Raw genomic sequence first — 18,987 nt, forward strand, 5'->3', positions numbered from 1 at the left:
AGGGAGAGTAAATGATTGTTGACGGGGTATTTTCCGGTGGTGGTATTAAAGGATTTGCATACGTAGGTGCGATTCAGGCACTAGAAGAAAAAGGGATAAAGTTTGAAAGGGTAGCTGGTACGAGCGCGGGTGCTATTTTAGCAACATTTATCGCAGCAGGATTTAATGCACAAGAACTTGAAAAAATTTTTGATGAACTAAATCTAAAAGTGTTGCTGGATCCTCCAAAAATGACGAAAGAATTTCCGTTTTTAAAGTGGCTCAACTTATATAAAAGATTCGGTTTATATAAAGGAAAAGCTTTGGAAAATTGGTTTCTCGAAAAACTAGCGACAAAAGGGATTTATACGTTTAGTGACTTACCAAAAGATTCATTAAAACTCGTTGCTTCCGATTTAACTAACGGAAAGATGATTGTGTTACCTGATGATCTGCATCACTACAATATAGATGGCAGCACATTTCCCATTTCACGTGCATTACGGATGAGTTGCGGTCTTCCTTTTTTCTTTGAACCGGTTTATTTAAAAAACGGGAAAAGTGAATCTGTTATTGTTGATGGAGGAGTTTTGAGTAATTTCCCGCTATGGATTTATGATAATGGTCACAAAAAGCGGCCGGTTCTTGGGATGAAGCTAAGCAGTGCAAGTGAAGATAGAGCACCACATGAAATTAACAATGCCATTCAATTATTTGAAGCGCTATTTACTACAATGCAAAATGCCCATGATAACCGTTATATCGCCCGTAGACATGAGAAAAATATTATCTTTATTCCGGTTGAAGATTATAGTACGACCCAATTTGATTTAGATGAAAAAACAAAAAATAAATTAATTAGCATCGGAAAAGAAAGGACTATTCAATTTTTAAAATCATGGTCTCCAGTTTGGTAAATACATTTTTAATGTAAAAAAGGTGAAACCCAATGATGCGATTTCACCTTTTTATATTTATTTCATTACTTTGAACACTTCTGGTACTGTATTTAAATCGATGTCCCACAAAATAGGGAGTAAGAAGTAAATGGACAATGTAATCAATATGACACCGAAGATATTTAGAGCAAAGCCTGCCTTCATCATATCTGTAATTTTAATATATCCTGAACCAAATACTGCTGCATTTGGCGGTGTGGCTACCGGAAGCATAAATGCACACGATGCCGCTACACCAGCTGCAATCATTAATGCATAAGGGTGAACGCCCAATGCTACAGCAAGTGATGCCATAATTGGATACATCATAGATGCAGTGGCAGTATTCGAAGTAATCTCAGTTAAAGCAAGAACAAGTGCTGCAACCAGGAAGATTAACACGATAACACTTACACCTTCAAGTCCCATAAGCTGTGACCCGATCCATTCCGATAAACCCGTTCCTACAAACCCGGAAGCAATTGCAAGACCGCCTCCAAATAACAGTAAAATACCCCATGGTAATTTTACAGCTGTTTGCCAATCCATTATACGATCACCTTTACGATTCACAGAAGGGATCGCGAATAAAACGATAGCGAAAAATATTGCGATGATTCCATCAGATAGACCGGGAATAAAATCACTTAGGAAGAATGATCGAGTAATCCAAGAAAATGCAGCCAATATAAAGACTACGAAGACAGCCTTTTCTTCAAAAGATGCTTTACCTAAATCACTTTTTTCTTTGTCAATTACCGCTCTTCCACCTGGTAAAGTTTTTATTTTAGATGGGAATGCAATTTTTACAAGATAAAGCCATGTAAAGATGATGAAAAACCATGCAAATGGTACTCCGAACAGCATCCATCCAGCAAAAGATAATTCAATACCATACATTTTATTGATTGCACCTGCTAGCAATGTATTAGGCGGCGTTCCTATTAATGTTGCAATTCCCCCAAGGGATGCTGAATAGGCAATCCCGAGCATCAATGCTTTACCAAATGCAAAACGTTGAGGGGAAGTATCAATATTGACAGTAGGGTCATTTTTTAATCCGTCTGCCACTTGATTAATGATGGCAAGTCCAATTGGAATCATCATCATTGCAGTCGCGGAATTTGAAATCCACATTGATAAAAATCCTGTTGCAATCATAAACCCAAGTACAATTCGGTCCATATTTGTACCGACCATTGAAATTATTGAGATGGCAATACGTTTATGTAAGTTCCACTTTTCCATTGCAAGCGCAATTATAAATCCACCCATAAACAGGAAAATTGTTTCATCTCCATAAGAAGATGAAGTTACCTTTATATCTAAACTATTTGTTAAAGGAAACAATACAAGAGGTAATAATGCAGTAGCGGGGATTGGGATTGCTTCAGTAATCCACCAAGTTGCAATCCAAATGGTACTTGCCAAGACTCCTTTAGCTTCTGGTGTAAGACCCTCAGGATTAAAAAACAGCAACGTTAAAATAAACAATAACGGTCCTAATATAAGACCTACTATTTGCGCTGTTGTATAACTGCGGGGAGTATAACCTCCTCCACCTCCATTACCCGAACCTGCATTACCTGTTTTTTTGTAATTTCCGTCCGAAGCAATTTTAGAAGAATTTGGTTTTATGAAAAAAGTAAACATATCTTTTACTTGGTCATGCATTTCCCATAACCGATTCCAAGTTGTTGAAAACATCTCATTTCCTCCTAAATTTTGTTTTAAAATAACAATACTTTGTTTTCAATATTACTATTTCCTTTACCATTTTTACTTAGATAAATAAAAAAAGCAATAGTATTTAAAATAATATGAAAATAAAAAATAATAAAGATTGTAGAAATGACCTCGTATTATATAAATTTTTACATTTTAAATAGCATTGTTATATAACATTGCAAAATATTCTACGCAAAAGGAATATTAATTCACCCTATATAAACAAAAAAGAACGAGTTCTGAAAAGGGAATTCGTTCTTTTTTAATATACTATTTGAAAATATTTATTGTACTTTTGCTTTTTTGAAACCATCATAAATACTAATAGCGGCAGTAATTATTAAAATAATAATTGTCCCCCCTATTAGCCACACATTGAATTGCTCTTTCGTAATCGTAAACAGATTAGTTATATAAACAACGAATTCTTCGCTCAAAAAATTAGGTTTTATTAAAATATTAATGAAAACAATCGTTGAAATTACTTCAAGTACTGTATTTCCAATAGCCATTCTTTTCGTCCATTGTCCCTTCAATAACTTATAAAGAGCAAATGCAATCTCCAAACCAGCAATAATAAGAACGACTAACCCATATTGTTGTAAAACATCCTGATTTAATGCTGGAATAACAAATTCTAATCGACCGCCATCCCCTTCATATACTCCTATAATCTGATTAGCATAAAAGTAAAGGGTCACCCAAATAGCCGTCCACATTAAACTCCCGAAAATCTCTAACTTCGATATCGTTTTCTGCTTAGATATATATGCAACATTTTTTAAATCTTCCGCGGTCCATTTTTCTAAACCTGAAGTTAATGGCAGCTGTTCCTTATCTTTATCAAATCTTTCTAATAAAGCAAAAGTGATAGTTAGCCAGAAAAAGACTTGGATTCCTACTTGAATCAACGTCCAGATACCTTCTCCGACAAGGGATAAAATGCTATTTAATATCGCCTCTTCACCACTAAAACCAATGAAATATTTTGTGATAATTGTTATTAATGAAACGACTGCAGCTATTGGTACAATCATTTTTAATAATGACATATAAACATCAAAATAGCGTGGACCTATTAAATGCATCGGCTGATCCTTATACCCGTTTGCCAATACCGCTGGATTACCTAACTGATTAAGCACATCTTTAACATCCTCCTCGGTATGATGGTTAGGAAGCATATCCTCAATTGTTGAGCGTAATTCAAGTGCAATATCTGAACGCATTTTTTCAGGCAGCCTTCTAGTGACTTCTTGAATATAAACTTCAATTAAATTCGTTTTCATCGTCATCTCCCTCTCCTAATAAGGAATACAGTTCCTTAGAATTATTAATCCACTCTTTTTTCAATTCTAAAAAGATCTCTAAACCAAATTCACTTAAAACATAATATTTTCGAGGTCTACTCTCTGATGTGTCCCAACTGCTTGAAACGAGTTCTTGCTTTTCCAATCTACGTAGTAAAGGGTACAAAGTACTTTGATCAATGGAAATTCCGGCTCCTTCCAATGATTGAACTAATGAATATCCATACTGTGGGGTTCTTAATTGACTAAGGACCGCTAATGTCAAAGTCCCTCTTCTAAGCTCTATTTTTAAGGAATTCAATAAATTGCTCACTAATACACCTCACTCCATAATAATGTATGTCATACAGTATTATTATATACTATGTATCATACAGTATTATTGTGAATAACACTACTATAAATTGGTAATTAAACAAAATTAAACTCCTGTGGGCTGGTTAAGGTCCATAGGAGTTTAATTTTGATCTTATTCTTCGACTTTGTTTATTTCAAAGTTATTCAGCAGTTCACGTACTTCATCCGTTGACTTTGTGTTCATTAATTGATTTCTTAACTCACCTGCACCACGGAAGCCTTTAACATAAATTTTGAAAAAGCGGTGTAAACCTGACATGGAACGTGGCAGCATTTCCGCATATTTATCCTGTAAATCAAGTTGAAGCTTTAAAAGATCAAGGTATTCCTCAGGGCTATGCTCTTTCGGCTCTTTTTCAAAAGCAAAAGGATTTTTGAAAATACCGCGCCCAATCATTACCCCATCAATACCGTATTTTTCAGCGAGTTCTAAACCAACTTGACGATCTGGAATATCACCATTGATTGTCAATAATGTTTGTGGCGCAATTTCATCTCTTAGTTTTTTTATTTCCGGAATCAGCTCCCAGTGAGCATCAACCGCACTCATTTCTTTTCTCGTACGCAAATGAATCGATAGGTTAGCGATATCCTGTTTTAAAATATGTGTCAGCCATTCCTTCCATTCTTCAACATCTTTATAGCCAAGACGAGTCTTAACACTGACAGGTAATCCACCAGCTTTTGCTGCCTCAATCAACTCTGCCGCGATATCGGGACGAAGAATTAGACCGCTTCCTTTCCCTCTTTGTGCAACGTTTGGTACAGGGCATCCCATATTTAAATCTATACCTTTAAATCCTTTTTCGGCCATACCTATACTCATTTGACGGAAAAATTCGGGGTTGTCTCCCCAAATATGTGCAACAAGGGGCTGTTCATCTTCCGTAAAATGTAAACGACCTCTTACACTTTTTTCTCCGTCCGGATGACAGTAGCTATCCGAATTTGTAAACTCTGTGAAAAATACATCCGGTCTGCCTGCTTTCGCTACAACATGGCGAAAAACAGTATCCGTCACGTCTTCCATAGGTGCAAGAACGAAAAACGGTTTCGGTAAATCGTTCCAAAAATTTTCTTTCATACTATTTCAAGTCCTCTCAAAATGGGATTTTGCTTTACTCATCCCTTAAGTTAAGCTCATTAATTGAGCATAATAGTCATCAGTTACTTTGAAACTATCGTAAGCCTCAAAAACACTTTTTTATTTTATACTTTTCAAACGTTTCCTTCTACAATATTGCCTATATATCTAAAGATTAAGGACAACATTTCACGTTTAAAACACTATCCACCTATTCTAATCTTCTCATTCAACCTCTTTAGCGTTCCTAAAATACTCATAGCAGCTAAATAGCTCGTTTTTGGATTTTCCGGCAATGGATTATTTTTAATCGTAAATGTTGCTTCCCCAAACTCTCCCGTTATTTCAACATGATGAATGTTTTTTTCAATATGTGGATCCGCAATTAAAGTTACCTTAGTATTTTCCATACCAATCCCGGCCAGTGCAAGGACAATGGAAACATTCATATTTTTAGGAAATCGCTCGATTGCTTCTGCTGCTTTCCCTTCGAATACGACTTGAGCTTCCTCAATTTCCTCAGTAATTAACGAACTTGCTGGCTTACGAGTAGTGAGTGAAACATAAGTAACTTTACCGAGGGCATGTGCATTTTGTAAAATGTCCAAGCCCCCAATTGCTCCTGAAGGTAAATGAATATCATTATTATACTTGTGTGCAAGATGACTGACTTTGGTTACTAGTTCCATATCTGCAAATGCACCGACGCTGATTACCACAACATCTTTTTGAGTTATAATGTCTGGTACTAGATCTTTCACAGCATTTATATTCGCCGCTTCTACTACAACGTCAATACCCGAACTTAGAAAATCAGTGAGATCCGTAAATAATTCAACCTCGAATTGCGATGCAACTGTTTCGTACTTTCTCTTATCCTTTACGAATACACTTTTAATTCGTAAATCATTATGGTCCTTTTGGTTAATTTCATTTAATAAAAAATGAGCGATTGCACCCGCCCCAACTATACCAATATTCATTTCAAATCTCCTTATTTGCTTTTATTATTCTTACTTTCCACCATAACATATCTTCGTCCTACTTCATCCTTACAATTAGTTTCCTTTAAAATCTCCATTACTTTAGGTAGTATTAGTTTATAGTGAAAATAATAGGAGGGATAGGAATGGAACTGACAGTATATCTTGCAGGACAGATTCATGACAATTGGCGGGAAGAAGTTGCACAAAAGGCAAAGGAAAATAATCTCCCACTACGCTTCGTAGCTCCACAAACAAACCATGATCGTTCTGATAATATTGGAGAAGAAATTTTAGGGGAGCAGCCTTCTAACTTCCATAAAGATAATGCAGCATCGGATATTAATAATTTCAGAACACAAGTATTAATGCAAAAAGCGGATATCGTCATTGCCTTATTCGGCGAAAAGTATAAACAGTGGAATACCGCAATGGATGCAAGTACGGCTATTGCTATGAACAAGCCAACTATTATTATTCGACCAGAGTCATTGATTCACCCTTTAAAGGAACTTTCCAATAAAGCAAATGTAACCGTAGAAACTGTTGACCAAGCAATAGATGTAATTCGTTATATTTTTGATTGATGGAAAGTATTTGGGATTCATCCATTTAGTTTTGAATGCGCAAAAAGAGAGATTGCAGGTTGCAACCTCTCTTTTTAAAATGGAACAAAAAATTAAATACGCTTTAATGCACCATTTGGATTTGGTAACTCTTGAGCTGATATTTTGTTGATTTTACAGAAGTAATCAAAAAATTGTTGTGCCAGCTCTTGTTCCTGTGGATCAGTTTTAAGCGATACTATGTCGCGTAAAATTTGTGCCATCCAAAGGTTATTAAAGTAACGGTGTTTACCTGTATTCCAAGTCATTTTATGAGTAAACTTTTCATTTACATAGTAATTCCAGAAGAGCATTTTATTCGCTTCCTCTTCTGTAAGTTTTAATCTGAACTTTGAATGGGCAGGAATATTACCATCTTGGCTAAGCTTTCCGATAAAATCTTCCTTCACCATGTAAACACCTAAAATACGTCTTTCTTTTTCTGACGAGTCAGGATCTACTGCAGTTAATAAGACTGCACTATTTTCAAACAATCGTATTGGTTTGTTTGGTTTCCCCTTGTTAACTCCACTTTTAGCAACGCCAGAGAAAACTTTCCACTCTGTAAATGCCGTACTTTGCTCTTCTTCATCACACCAAAAAACCATCTGGGATTCGGGATGAAGTTTATGGTTTTTCATAAGTTTTTCATGTTGTTGGCGAAGATCTTGATTTTTTCGCAAAAGTTTTAATTCTTCTTCCTTTTGCCATTCTTCCTCTCTTCGCTCTAGCTCTCTTTTTTCAATAATTTTTTCAAGTGAACTCGCATCACCTTTATCATGAAGTTTCAGGTGTTTTTCAAATACATCAGGGAAAACAAATTTTTTCTTTTCCGTTTCAAAATGGATTTCAATACTTGAATCATTATGTTTAACAACACTTCCCATACCAAACAGCTTATGGGTAACTTTCTTATTAATTAAATTCATTATTATAGTCCTCCTTCACATTTTTACAGGTAAATTTATTATTAAATTAAATAACTTCTAATAAACCACACACAATTGTTTGAATTTTTACCTTAATTTTGAAAAAGACTATTAAAAAACGTATTCCAAATTCTCTCTGCATTTACAGCAGAATTCGAAATACCACAATTGTAAGTCTATTATAACATTTCTTAAACAAAAATACAATTTATTTGTTGACAACGTATTTTAAGTTAGGTTAAAATAAAATATTTATTTTCTATAAGACTTTTTATTTTTTACAACAAAGCTCTAAAAGCCTTCATTCATCCTGTAATTACTATATAAAGAGACAACCTCTAATTTCTTTCCTCAAACAATATTTGCAACCGTCAAATATCAATTCTTCAGCCATAAAAAGTAATTTATTAATTATCATACACAGTATACCCATTAAATAGTAATATTATTTAGAAAATTGTAATTATAATGCATTTTGCCCTCGATGCAGTAATTTCTATAGACATTAGTCCTACACGTATATATACTTTTATTCGGATAAACTTTCTACTTTTCGGTGTAAAAGTAAATATTTAGTCAAAAGAAAGACGTGAAACAAGTGAATTTTTTTAAAAATCTTACATTAAAAGCGAAGTGGATGATTTATATATCTTTTGCTATCGTTTTAGCAGTCGGCATAACTGTAGTTTTTAGTCAGTGGAACGTGCGTAACATTCTGGAGGAGGAAAATCATCAAACCTCTTCTGATAATGCAAAGAATGCAGTTAATCAAGTATCTTTAGGCTTATTGAATTATGAATCCGCTATTCTACAATTTAGTCAGGTGGTAGAGGCAATCTTAACAAATGAAGAAAAAGATTATACCCAAATTGACAAAATAACAAAAACGCTTCAAGAACAGAATAGTGATTATTTAGCGGTTTATTTCATGGACTTTAAAACTGGCAAGTTACACGTGACACCGGAAATTACATACGATTGGGATGTTCGTGACTCTCAAACATTCGCAAAGTTAAACAGTCATCCGAACCTACAGTGGATGGATATCTATTTGGACACTGGCGTAAATCAATTAATGACTTCGGTTATTGCTCCCATATTTAATAATGGAAAGTTAGTTGGTGCAGTCGGCTTTGATATTGACTTCTCAACGATTGGTTCAATACGAGAAAGTATTGAAGAAGGTACCTCTTCCCAATTGATGATTGTTGATCCAAATGGTCTTATCGTTTCTTCATTTATTGAAGATGGAGACGGAAAAAATATTAATGCTGATAACTCCGGTAAAATTGAGGGGGTTTCGGATTTATTAAATCCTCGTGAATTAGCTACGGAATTTAGCTGGCTTTTAAATGATTCAAATACAAATAATCAAATTGAACAATTTAATTGGGCTGGTGTTGATTATTCGGGTGAAATACAGACAATAGAAAAAAACAATTGGAAGATTGTCTCTGTTATAGATAAAGATAATTTTGCTGAAAAATTAAAGGAGTTTACAATTAACGGTTGGATATCACTTATTATTGGATTAATCATTGGTTGTTTATTCGCTTATTTCATGTCAATTAAACTAATTCAGATTTTTAGTAATTTAAAAAAAGTATTTGAAAGAACAGCAAGTGGTGATTTTATCTCCCGCTTTGAAACGAATTCAAATGATGAAATTGCTGATCTGGCAAACCATTACAATCAAATGCTGGATGGTGTTCATCGTTTAGTCCTTCAAGTAAATGAAAATACTAATGCAATTCGTAATTCATCAAATAGTTTAGCAATTATCGCTCAAGAAAATGAACAAGCATTATATAATGTTTCTACTAGTATTGAAGAAATTGCTATGAGTAGTAGTAAACAGGCTGAAAAAATGCAAGATGGTTCTAATGCTCTCCATGTATTAGCAGAGGGTATTGAGACAATTGAATTACAATCAAAACAAGTGGCAGATGATGCAGCTGAAGCGCTCATTGAAGCAAATACAACTATTCATAAAGTTGATCAGTTAGAAGAAACATATACAAATTTAGAAAGAGCATTCCAGGAAGTAACGGTTGTTGCAAGCAATCTGGATGATAAAACAAAATCAATTTCACAAGTAACAAAATTAATTGCTCAAATTACAGAACAAACAAATTTACTTGCACTAAATGCATCTATTGAAGCTGCTAGAGCAGGCGAACACGGTAAGGGGTTTGCTGTTGTGGCTGATGAGGTAAGAAAATTAGCCGAGAATTCAAAAGCAGCAACTACAAATATTCAGGAAATTATTAAAAGTATATTGGAAGATACAGAGCAACTTGTTCAAGTAATGCAGCAAACAAATGAAATTAGCGATAATCAAAAAGTAGCTGTTGATACTGTTAATAATGCAATTAAACAGCTGTCCGATACTTTGGAAAATATGAAAGAATCCATTACTAGAACAATGGAAGATGTATCGACAATGCAACAGCAAAAAAATGTTGTGCTATCTTCCATGTTAGTAGTCCATGAAATGACAACAGAGGTAACAGCTGAAACACAAGAAATTGCAAGTTCGATTGAAGAACAAACATCGGCCACTACCGAAGTAACAAGTCATGCCACTCATTTAAATGAACAAGTCGAAAAGTTATCGGATTCTGTTTCAAAATTCAAGTTATAATTACACATAAAAATACACGTTAAATAGATGGACTTAGAGGTAGCTGCGAGCACTTCTTAGTCCATCTATTTTTTATAATATCAGCTGTTTACGTCCTATAGTGACACCATTTACATCATTGACATATGTTGCGTATATAAAGAATTTTAAATTGTTGCTTTACAGCAAGTGACCTAGCTCTATATTTCCATGAAATTTAAGGAGTGAATACATGGGTGCTATACATGGAGAATTTTATATTAATCGACTAAATCAGTTAAATAATGAAGTTTGGTTTGATGGGGAAAAGGTGGAAGGGTTACTTTCTGAACACCCCGCTTTCAAAGGTCTTATTAAAACGAAAGCTTCTCTTTATGACCTACAGCATGATCCTAAAATAAAAGATGAAATGACTTTTATTTCGCCGAAATCAGGTGAACCTCTTGGGCTCTCTTTTTTACAGCCAAAAACAAAAGACGATTTGTTAAAAAGAAGGAAAATGATTGAACATTGGGCTAGACATACTTATGGTGTTTTAGGAAGAAGCCCTGACTATTTGAATTCTGTTTTAATGAGCTTTGCCTCCTCAGCAAAAATATTGGAGGGACAGGAAAACTGTTTCCCTGAAAATATTCAGGCTTTTTTTGAATTAGTCAGAGAAAATGATTTATCACTTACGCATACATTTATTACACCACAAGTAAATCGGTCTCAAAGTTATTTCGAACGGACAAATGAGCCAATTTCCGCGAAGGTTGTAGAAGAAAATGAACAGGGCCTTGTAATAAAGGGTGCACGATTATTGGCCACACAAGGTGGTTTGACCGATGAAGTGTTAGTATTTGGGGCCGGTAAGGCTGTATTCGCAGAAGATGAAGCTTTTGCTTTTGCCATTCCTTCCAATACGAAAGGTGTTAAATTTATTTGCCGAGATACATTTGTTGGAGGGGATTCCCCCTTTGATCATCCGCTAAGCTCCCGGTTCGAAGAGATCGATTCCCTTATAGTTTTTGATAATGTATTAGTTCCGTGGGAGCGAGTATTTTTTTATAATAACTTTGAAATTGCCGGTAAGTTCCTCATGGAAAGTTCGTTTCATCACTTCGCTAAATATCAGGTGACGATAAGGCAGATTGTCAAAACAGAATTTATACTAGGCATTGCGGAGCTTCTTGTAGATACAATTAAAGTCCGTGAATATCAACATATTCAAGAAAAGCTGTCAGAAATTATCGTTGGGTTAGAAACGATGAAAGCCCTTTTGGAAAAATCGGAGAATAATGCAGTACAAGATGATTGGGGCTATTTACGCCCAGCAATTTTCCCATTGAAAATTGCCGGTAATATTTTTTCTAAACTTTACCCTCGCTACATCGAAATAATTCAACTCATAGGTGCAAGCGGCATGATTACGTTACCTACCGAAAAAGCATTCCATTCTGATATAAGAGCAGATTTAGATCAATATCTTCAAGGTGCTACTAAAACAGCAGAGGAACGTGTAAAAATATTTCGTTTAGCTTGGGATTTAACAATGAGCTCATTCGGTACGAGGCAAATGCAATATGAACGATTCTTTTTTGGCGATTCAATCCGCGCAGCGAGCGAATTATATTATACTTATCCAAAGAAAGAATATGTAGAAGTAGTCATTGATTTTCTTAAGCAGAAGGAAAATTCATAACTCAATCTGAATACTACCTTCACCCTTTTCAAAAGGACTGCAATATTTCCTTTCATAAATTAGTCGACCTTTAGACAAACTAATCCTAAAAAGAAAAGAAGGTGATAGGATGCTTAATCTTACCGATGCATTGTGCTTAATGCAGATTATCATCACTGAGGATAATCATGAATAAACCGTTTATGCCCCAGCTTGTTTATTTTGAACCGAATGCTTTAGATTATCCTCTTGGAAAAGAGCTGAAAGAAAAATTTGAAGGGTTAGGTATTGAAATTCGTTATACTACTTCACATAATCAGATTCGAGACCTTCCTGGAGACAATGATTTACAAAAATACCGAATTGCAAAATCTACCCTCGTTGTAGGCATTCGTAAAACTCTGAAGTTTGACACGTCTAAACCATCGGCTGAATATGCCATCCCTCTTGCAACAGGGTGTATGGGACATTGTCATTACTGCTATTTGCAAACGACTATGGGGAGTAAACCGTATATTCGAATATATGTGAATGTCGATGAAATATTTGAAGCCGCTGATCATTATATAGAAGAACGCGCTCCTGAGATTACGCGTTTTGAAGCTGCTTGTACCTCTGATATTGTAGGGATCGACCACTTAACCCACTCCTTAAAAAAAGCAATTGAACATTTTGGGCAAACAGAGTTAGGCAGATTACGGTTTGTGACTAAATTTCATCATGTTGATCATTTACTTGATGCAAAACATAACGGGCATACAAGATTCCGATTTAGCATAAATGCCGACTATGTCATTAAAAATTTTGAACCTGGTACTTCTCCCCTAGTAAAGCGTATTGAAGCTGCCGGTAAAGTCGCAAGGGCTGGTTATCCGCTTGGTTTTATCGTAGCACCAATTTACCTTCATGATGGATGGCAAGAAGGATACTATCATATGTTTGAGCGTCTTGATGCAGAATTACCGAAGGATGCTCGTGATGATATAACGTTTGAATTTATTCAGCACAGATTCACTAAGAAAGCAAAAAATGTTATTGAGAAAAATTATCCAAAAACTAAATTACAGCTGGATGAATCTACAAGACGTGTTAAATGGGGTAAGTATGGAATTGGTAAATATATTTATCAAAAAGACGAAGAAGATGAAATGAAAGAGCAGTTATACAGTTATATGGAAAAGTTCTTTCCGAATGCAAAACTTGAGTATTTCACGTAACGCTAAAGCAGCCGGTCTTAAAATCGGCTGCCTTTGTTTTATATTATGTCTTCATAATCCTCATTACAAAGCGGTCTACCCTTTTTTTAAAACTGCTCCGTCTCTCATTAAGCAAACGAATATTTAGCTTTTTTGCAATCAATTCTGCCACTTGTTCAAGTGCAAGGCTATTTGTATCAATTAGTCCATCAAAAATTGGGTGTTTAAATCCTTCCATACAGCGGTCGATTTGCTGCTCTGGCCAAGAATTTTTCTTTTCAAATCGGCTCTTTAGCCTTTGCTTGAGTGTTTCCTTTGTTGCACATAATACAAAATGATGCACTTCAACCCCTTCCATTTTTAAGCGCTCTATAATTTCTTCATAATATTGGGGATTAGTGATTGTCATTGGAATTATAATTGTTCCATTAAATTGATTAGATATGTACTTTATCATTTTAAAATTAAACTCTCTCCAAATTTCATGATCTTGAAAGTCCCCTGTCGTCAGATGTTTCGGCATGTTTTTGTTTATATAAAAGCCGATTTGCTCTGGATCATAAATAATGGAGTTGGGAATTCTGTGTTTCAATTCATATGCGGTTTGTGTTTTTCCAGCACCAAAGGCACCGTTTAGCCAAATGATCATTAAAAAACCTCTTCCTTAAATACGTATAAATATTTATATACTATAATTTACCATTATTTGCAAAAAAGAAAAAAACGAACCCTTTAACAAGGATTCGTTTGTATAAAGAATGAGTAATGATCAAATAACATATATTACGAAACGAGGTACCAATTTGCCTCTTAAAGCCGGACAATAGGCATTGAACAACATCGGAATGAGCCGCCTGACTTGATGATTTCTGAAAAATCTACTTCCAATACATCATAACCATGCTGTCTCATCTGATAATTAACGTCTCGATTCATTGGTAAACTTAATACCCGCTTCTGACCAATAGATAATACATTTGTGCCCATTGTAAACTGCTCGCTTTCACTTACTTCAATTAAATTGTACATATTCGCTAAAAATTCTACAGTTTTCGGGTCGAACGCATCTGGATAAATTAATGCTTCTTCTGAGGAAAGAATATTGAATACACAATCTAAATGTAAATATTTTGGGTTGAATTGAATTGGCAGTATTTTAAATTCAGGCAATTCTTTCTGTAAAGATTGAATTGCACTTTTACACGTTCGGTGACTGATTCCAATGAAGACGTGTTGGCCGTCGACAATGACATCGCCGCCTTCTATCGAATCAGTTGAGAGCTTTTTATATGCAATATTATGCTTGTTCATCCAGTGGGCTAATACTTTCTCTTCACCTTGACGAATCGGATTCGCCATTTCGGAAATAAATAAACGATTTCCTAATGTAAAGCCAATATCTCGTGTAAAGACTTGCTCAGGGTGATCTTTACTAGGTTTTAGTTTAATCACTTCCACACCCGCAGTTTTTAAAGTTTGTTCAAAATTACGATGTTGTGCAATAGCTAGTTCCTGGTCAATATTCTCATGTTTATATTGTTTTTGGACATTATTAATTACTTCTCTAATCTCCATGTATTGCGGTTCACATAAAACTACTTTTTTTAATGTTCCGTATTCATTTTTACAATTTATTTGATCTCGTTTTGTAATTGTATCACCCATTAAGACATCCTCCAGATTCTTGATTCAACTCTCACTTATTATTTTCATTTCCTTCATTTACATTCGGTAAACATTTCTGAATTTTTAATCTATTTAGTTGCCATTGTTTCAAGAATTTTAGGATGGGGTAATGATTGGCTATATAGTAATAATTGGATAATGATAACGGAGGGGTTTGTATGATTACGAAAGGGCATACTTTATTAACAAAGGAAGATTTCCAAACTAGAACCGACTTGCCAAAATGGCTTTATAAAGAATACGAAACCTTTCATAACACGGTAACAGATAAAACGTTTCCATGTTTTTTCGGCATGAGTGGTGAGCTCAAAGGTGAGCTTCGCTATGCCTATATTAATCAGGATGACTGGAGCAATCTTCCTGCCGCAGTCGGACATTTCCTTGATTTATTTAAGCTACCAAACTACAAAAGACACGGACTGTTTGTCTTTGTGGAACCATTTGAGCAAGAGGGCTCTCTTGAAGATTACCGAAAGCAATTTTGGGATATACTACAATACTTGCATAAAGAAGATGAAGTGGAATGGCCAGTAGATAGTCCTCGTGACCCTGAACATTATTTGTGGGATTTTCATTTTGCCGGAGAGCCAATTTTTGTATTCGGAAATGCACCTGCATATAAAAAGCGGAAAACACGTCATTTAGGAAATGCAATGGTTCTTGGATTTCAACCTCGGAAAATTTTCGAAGGGTTAGAAGGAACTGAAAAAGGCGGAATCATGTCTCGTGAAAAGGTTCGGAAACGTGTAGAGGTTTGGGATCAGCTACCTAAACATCCGGATATCGGTCATTACGGTGACCCAACTCATAATGAGTGGAAGCAATCATTTATTGGTGATGATATTATACCTATTCAAGGCAAATGTCCTTTCCAACATAAGTCGCTAACCTTAAAACTAAGCCCCAATTAAAGAAAACGGTTACAAAGAAAGTTGTGCTAAAAGTAAAATTTTAGCACAACTTTTAATGTCTTTTCCCATTCGGATTAAATTTTATTTTTCTATCCCTGCTATCCCAAAGCCTCCTGGCCCTGCATGTGTAGAGATCATTGCACCAGCTTGCATCCATGTTACATGTTCAAAACCAAATTCCTTCGCGAGTTCTTCCATCTGCTTTTTAATACTTTCATCAAGCCCAATAGAATAAATCAAGTATAGCTGTTTTCTATCAATATCATATTCGTTTAAATAGTCTCGTAAAAGCTTTTCGGCAACGATATTCATTTTCCCTCGATATTTTCTTGTTGAAACAAGCTTCCCTTCCTTTAATTCGATGCATGGCTTAATTTTTAATAAAGCTCCTCCTATATAGGCTAGGTTACTTACCCTACCGCCCGCTTTTAGAAAATCCAAACTTCCAGGCAGGAAAGCGAGTCTTGTCTTAGGAACTACGGATTCTATTTTCTCTATTAAACGGACATGGTCAATGGAAGGTTCCTCCTCGAGCAATGAAGCTGCATACATAACTATAGCACCTAATCCACCAGTTACATTTAAAGTATCAACTAAAAAAAGATTATCAAAATTCTCCGCTGCAATTAATGCACTTTGAAATGATGCCGATGCTTTAGACGTATAACCAATATGAATGATGATGCTGTCAGGATATTCTGTTCTAATTTTAGTAAACAAATCCTCATATTCATGTATATTTGTTGCTGCTGTGGAAGGAATTTTTTTTGTACGACTATGAAAATCAAAAACTTCTTCTACAGATAACTGACCATCTAAATAATCTTTCCCCTCCATAATGACATGCATCGGTACTACTTGAATTTGATGTTTCTCAACTAGATCTTTCGGTAAATCCGCTCCACTCTCAGTCGATAAAATTATCCTTTTCATTGTATACCCCTTCCAAATTACATACCTATTTTGATGTGTATTTATTTTTTATTTAACTTAAATATACACTAAGAGGATGAATTATCCAGTGAATGTTCTGAAAATTAAAGTAACTAATTCAAAGGTTTCTTCTCGATAGAGTACTTGCTTAAATGCTTAATCGGATGCCAATGCTGTAATGACAGCTCCCACCGCCTGTATCCAAGCGCCAACTGCATTCATTACTTCTCCTTCACTTGTATCGTTATCAGCAAAGACTTCAATTACATTTCCAATTAGCTGAATTATATTTCCTGTATTCGCTATAGTTTGTAAAAGAGTTAATTTCCCTTCAGTATTAATTGTAATTCCAACTCCAACCACTTGGAGCAGGTTACCTTGCTGTTCTAATAGTTGACCTGACTGTTCATTCTTAGAGAATATTCCTGCCACAACAGCTAAGTTTCCTATTGACGATAGTTGACCACCTACCCTATCCAGTAAGGTGTTTTCAGCCTCTGCAACAATTGCGCTTCCTCCAGCTTCTAGAATATTACCAATTATATTAAAATCATTTAGTGTTTGCTGAGTAAAAAAAGTAGAGGGCGTACTCCCGATTGCAGATACAATTGTCCCAACAGCTTCAATCCAGTTCCCTGCAATAGTAGTAATATTTGATTCATTGGAGTTGTTATTCCATCTAATGCCCTTCGAAGTATTCCGCTTCCTACTTTTGTTGCGGAACATCAATTTATCCCATTTATCCAAAGAGATCTTTTGTTTTTTAGCGTTGTTTTGGTTGTTAGAATTACTATGGTTTATCATTTTTATCCACCTACTGTTCATTAGTAAGGTAAGCTATAACAAATTACGAGATAGTAACTTTTTATGCCGATATGGAGGTTGTACATTCCTACCGACTAAACCTAGATATTGCAGTATATGTATTTTTAAATAGAATAATTGGACCTGGATTGACCAATTATTTCGTTGATTAATATTATAAAAATCCGAGAAATCATCCTCGGATTTTCAGGTCATTTATAATAATTACATTTCACGGCAATTCAGGATCGGTGGGTATAGGATACTTTACCTCTGAATAATTTTTCATTAGCAATTCTGTTTTAATCAATTGTCCCGTTACTTTGTCGATTGTCTTTCGCCAAATCTCATTTTGACGATAGTTTTTCCCGTCTTTTTTTAAAAATTGATGGTTTCTTTCCTCAATATGGTAAGTGTAAGGCATTTCTTCATTCGCAAAAATTGCTCCTTTTAAAAGTTTATCTGTTACCCAAACTTTTATTTGAAAAGGTTTAGTTGTCGGATTATAAATGCGTAAATCTACATAATTGTAAAAAACACTTGCACCACTCCCAAATGGAAGCGTTCTTCCCGAATCAGGAAATGGGTCGAAACTATGATGATGCCTTTCTTTAATAATTAGAGGTGTATGTAGCGTCATCCAATACAGTAAATTAGCAAGCTGACAAATCCCCCCTCCAACACCTGTCTTCACTTCTCCCATTGAGAGCTGCATTCCTTCAATGTAGCCTTTTGCTTTTGTCGTTTTCCCTACTAAATGCCAAAACGAGAAGGTTTCTCCAGGCTTAATAATTACACCATCGATTGCACTCGTAGCAATTTTCAAATTAATTATTTTATTCTCCTGTAAGTTAGGATCACTGTCTCCTAATTTCCTTCTTAGCAATGATTGGTGTTTTTTACATGTAAAAGGGAATGTAGTTATCAACTCTTTATACGTTGCAAATCGCTTTCTTTCTATTAGATTTTCGATAGACCGAAAAAGCCTTTTCTGTTCAATTCGTAAATAATAGAAGATTGGATTAAGTTCGGATAATCTCAATATTTTATTCCTCCTTTAAACTAGAAATTTTTATTAATTCTATGTAGTTAAAACGCTTACTCATTACACGAAGCGCTTTATTTCTCTTTGTAATTATTCAACAGAACTGTTTTTATTCCTTTTAAAAAAGAACTTGCTCCCTAACAGAAAGATATATCTGGAAAAGAGCAAAACCCCATTACCTACTCTTGAGGTAATGGGGTTTCAATTTAAAAG

At 35.0% G+C, this 18,987-nt stretch carries 17 protein-coding genes; 6 read left to right on the plus strand and 11 right to left on the minus strand.

Annotation, left to right across the window (positions count from 1 at the left end):
- Positions 1 to 11 precede the first annotated feature (11 nt).
- On the plus strand, positions 12 to 896 hold the full coding sequence (locus tag MHH95_RS01935; RefSeq protein ID WP_340726234.1) for a patatin-like phospholipase family protein: 885 nt from the start codon (positions 12 to 14) through the stop codon (positions 894 to 896).
- A gap of 57 nt (positions 897 to 953) precedes the next feature.
- On the opposite strand, the gene MHH95_RS01940 is transcribed toward MHH95_RS01935, so the two are convergent.
- The 5 genes from MHH95_RS01940 to nadX all read right to left on the minus strand — a co-directional run bounded on the left by MHH95_RS01940 (position 954) and on the right by nadX (position 6,379).
- On the minus strand, positions 954 to 2,624 hold the full coding sequence (locus MHH95_RS01940) for an SLC13 family permease (RefSeq protein ID WP_340726235.1): 1,671 nt from the start codon (positions 2,622 to 2,624) through the stop codon (positions 954 to 956).
- 305 nt (positions 2,625 to 2,929) lie between these two features.
- Positions 2,930 to 3,934, minus strand: a complete 1,005-nt coding sequence (locus MHH95_RS01945; protein ID WP_340726236.1) for an HAAS signaling domain-containing protein — start codon at positions 3,932 to 3,934, stop codon at positions 2,930 to 2,932.
- The gene (locus tag MHH95_RS01950) at positions 3,915 to 4,268 is read right to left on the minus strand and encodes a PadR family transcriptional regulator (protein ID WP_340726237.1); all 354 of its coding nucleotides are present in this window, start codon (positions 4,266 to 4,268) and stop codon (positions 3,915 to 3,917) included. The genes MHH95_RS01945 and MHH95_RS01950 overlap by 20 nt, the downstream gene beginning before the upstream one ends.
- A 156-nt stretch (positions 4,269 to 4,424) precedes the next feature.
- Positions 4,425 to 5,396: a tRNA dihydrouridine synthase gene (locus tag MHH95_RS01955; RefSeq protein ID WP_340726238.1), complete on the minus strand. Its 972-nt coding sequence runs from the start codon at positions 5,394 to 5,396 to the stop codon at positions 4,425 to 4,427.
- Positions 5,397 to 5,599: 203 nt separating this feature from the next.
- Entirely contained in the window at positions 5,600 to 6,379 is a 780-nt protein-coding gene (nadX, locus tag MHH95_RS01960; RefSeq protein ID WP_340726239.1) for an aspartate dehydrogenase, read from the minus strand.
- 146 nt (positions 6,380 to 6,525) lie between these two features.
- Here nadX and MHH95_RS01965 point away from each other — a divergent pair, with 146 nt between their 5' ends.
- The gene (locus tag MHH95_RS01965; RefSeq protein ID WP_339214206.1) at positions 6,526 to 6,966 is read left to right on the plus strand and encodes a YtoQ family protein; all 441 of its coding nucleotides are present in this window, start codon (positions 6,526 to 6,528) and stop codon (positions 6,964 to 6,966) included.
- A gap of 92 nt (positions 6,967 to 7,058) precedes the next feature.
- Here MHH95_RS01965 and MHH95_RS01970 read toward each other — a convergent pair whose 3' ends face one another.
- Positions 7,059 to 7,913 carry a malate synthase gene (locus MHH95_RS01970; protein ID WP_340726240.1) on the minus strand — a complete coding sequence of 285 codons (855 nt, stop codon included), beginning with the start codon at positions 7,911 to 7,913 and terminating at the stop codon, positions 7,059 to 7,061.
- Between the two features lie 598 nt (positions 7,914 to 8,511).
- On the opposite strand from MHH95_RS01970, the gene MHH95_RS01975 reads away from it, so the two are divergent.
- The 3 genes from MHH95_RS01975 (at position 8,512) to splB (ending at position 13,416) form a co-directional block, all read left to right on the plus strand.
- Positions 8,512 to 10,557, plus strand: coding sequence for a methyl-accepting chemotaxis protein (locus MHH95_RS01975; protein ID WP_340726241.1), 2,046 nt, complete (start codon positions 8,512 to 8,514; stop codon positions 10,555 to 10,557).
- Between the two features lie 211 nt (positions 10,558 to 10,768).
- The gene (gene hpaB / locus MHH95_RS01980) at positions 10,769 to 12,220 is read left to right on the plus strand and encodes a 4-hydroxyphenylacetate 3-monooxygenase, oxygenase component (RefSeq protein WP_340726242.1); all 1,452 of its coding nucleotides are present in this window, start codon (positions 10,769 to 10,771) and stop codon (positions 12,218 to 12,220) included.
- 167 nt (positions 12,221 to 12,387) lie between these two features.
- On the plus strand, positions 12,388 to 13,416 hold the full coding sequence (gene splB, locus MHH95_RS01985; RefSeq protein WP_340726243.1) for a spore photoproduct lyase: 1,029 nt from the start codon (positions 12,388 to 12,390) through the stop codon (positions 13,414 to 13,416).
- Positions 13,417 to 13,459: 43 nt separating this feature from the next.
- Here the strand turns inward: splB and MHH95_RS01990 are convergent, their stop codons facing one another.
- Entirely contained in the window at positions 13,460 to 14,044 is a 585-nt protein-coding gene (locus tag MHH95_RS01990) for an AAA family ATPase (protein WP_340726244.1), read from the minus strand.
- A 161-nt stretch (positions 14,045 to 14,205) separates the two neighbouring features.
- Positions 14,206 to 15,060, minus strand: a complete 855-nt coding sequence (locus MHH95_RS01995; RefSeq protein WP_340726245.1) for a dimethylarginine dimethylaminohydrolase family protein — start codon at positions 15,058 to 15,060, stop codon at positions 14,206 to 14,208.
- 179 nt (positions 15,061 to 15,239) lie between these two features.
- On the opposite strand from MHH95_RS01995, the gene MHH95_RS02000 reads away from it, so the two are divergent.
- Positions 15,240 to 15,992, plus strand: a complete 753-nt coding sequence (locus MHH95_RS02000; RefSeq protein ID WP_340726246.1) for a YqcI/YcgG family protein — start codon at positions 15,240 to 15,242, stop codon at positions 15,990 to 15,992.
- Between the two features lie 81 nt (positions 15,993 to 16,073).
- Here the strand turns inward: MHH95_RS02000 and MHH95_RS02005 are convergent, their stop codons facing one another.
- The 3 genes from MHH95_RS02005 to MHH95_RS02015 all read right to left on the minus strand — a co-directional run bounded on the left by MHH95_RS02005 (position 16,074) and on the right by MHH95_RS02015 (position 18,771).
- A complete protein-coding gene (locus MHH95_RS02005; protein ID WP_340726247.1) occupies positions 16,074 to 16,925 on the minus strand; it encodes a DegV family protein in 852 nt (283 codons plus the stop codon).
- 156 nt (positions 16,926 to 17,081) lie between these two features.
- Entirely contained in the window at positions 17,082 to 17,729 is a 648-nt protein-coding gene (locus tag MHH95_RS02010; RefSeq protein WP_340726248.1) for a DUF6944 family repetitive protein, read from the minus strand.
- A 232-nt stretch (positions 17,730 to 17,961) separates the two neighbouring features.
- Positions 17,962 to 18,771 carry a VanW family protein gene (locus tag MHH95_RS02015; RefSeq protein ID WP_340726249.1) on the minus strand — a complete coding sequence of 270 codons (810 nt, stop codon included), beginning with the start codon at positions 18,769 to 18,771 and terminating at the stop codon, positions 17,962 to 17,964.
- Between the last annotated feature and the right edge of the window lie 216 nt (positions 18,772 to 18,987).

Origin of the sequence: Solibacillus sp. FSL K6-4121, assembly GCF_038002585.1 — a bacterium.
In the GTDB taxonomy this organism is placed as follows: domain Bacteria; phylum Bacillota; class Bacilli; order Bacillales_A; family Planococcaceae; genus Solibacillus; species Solibacillus faecavium.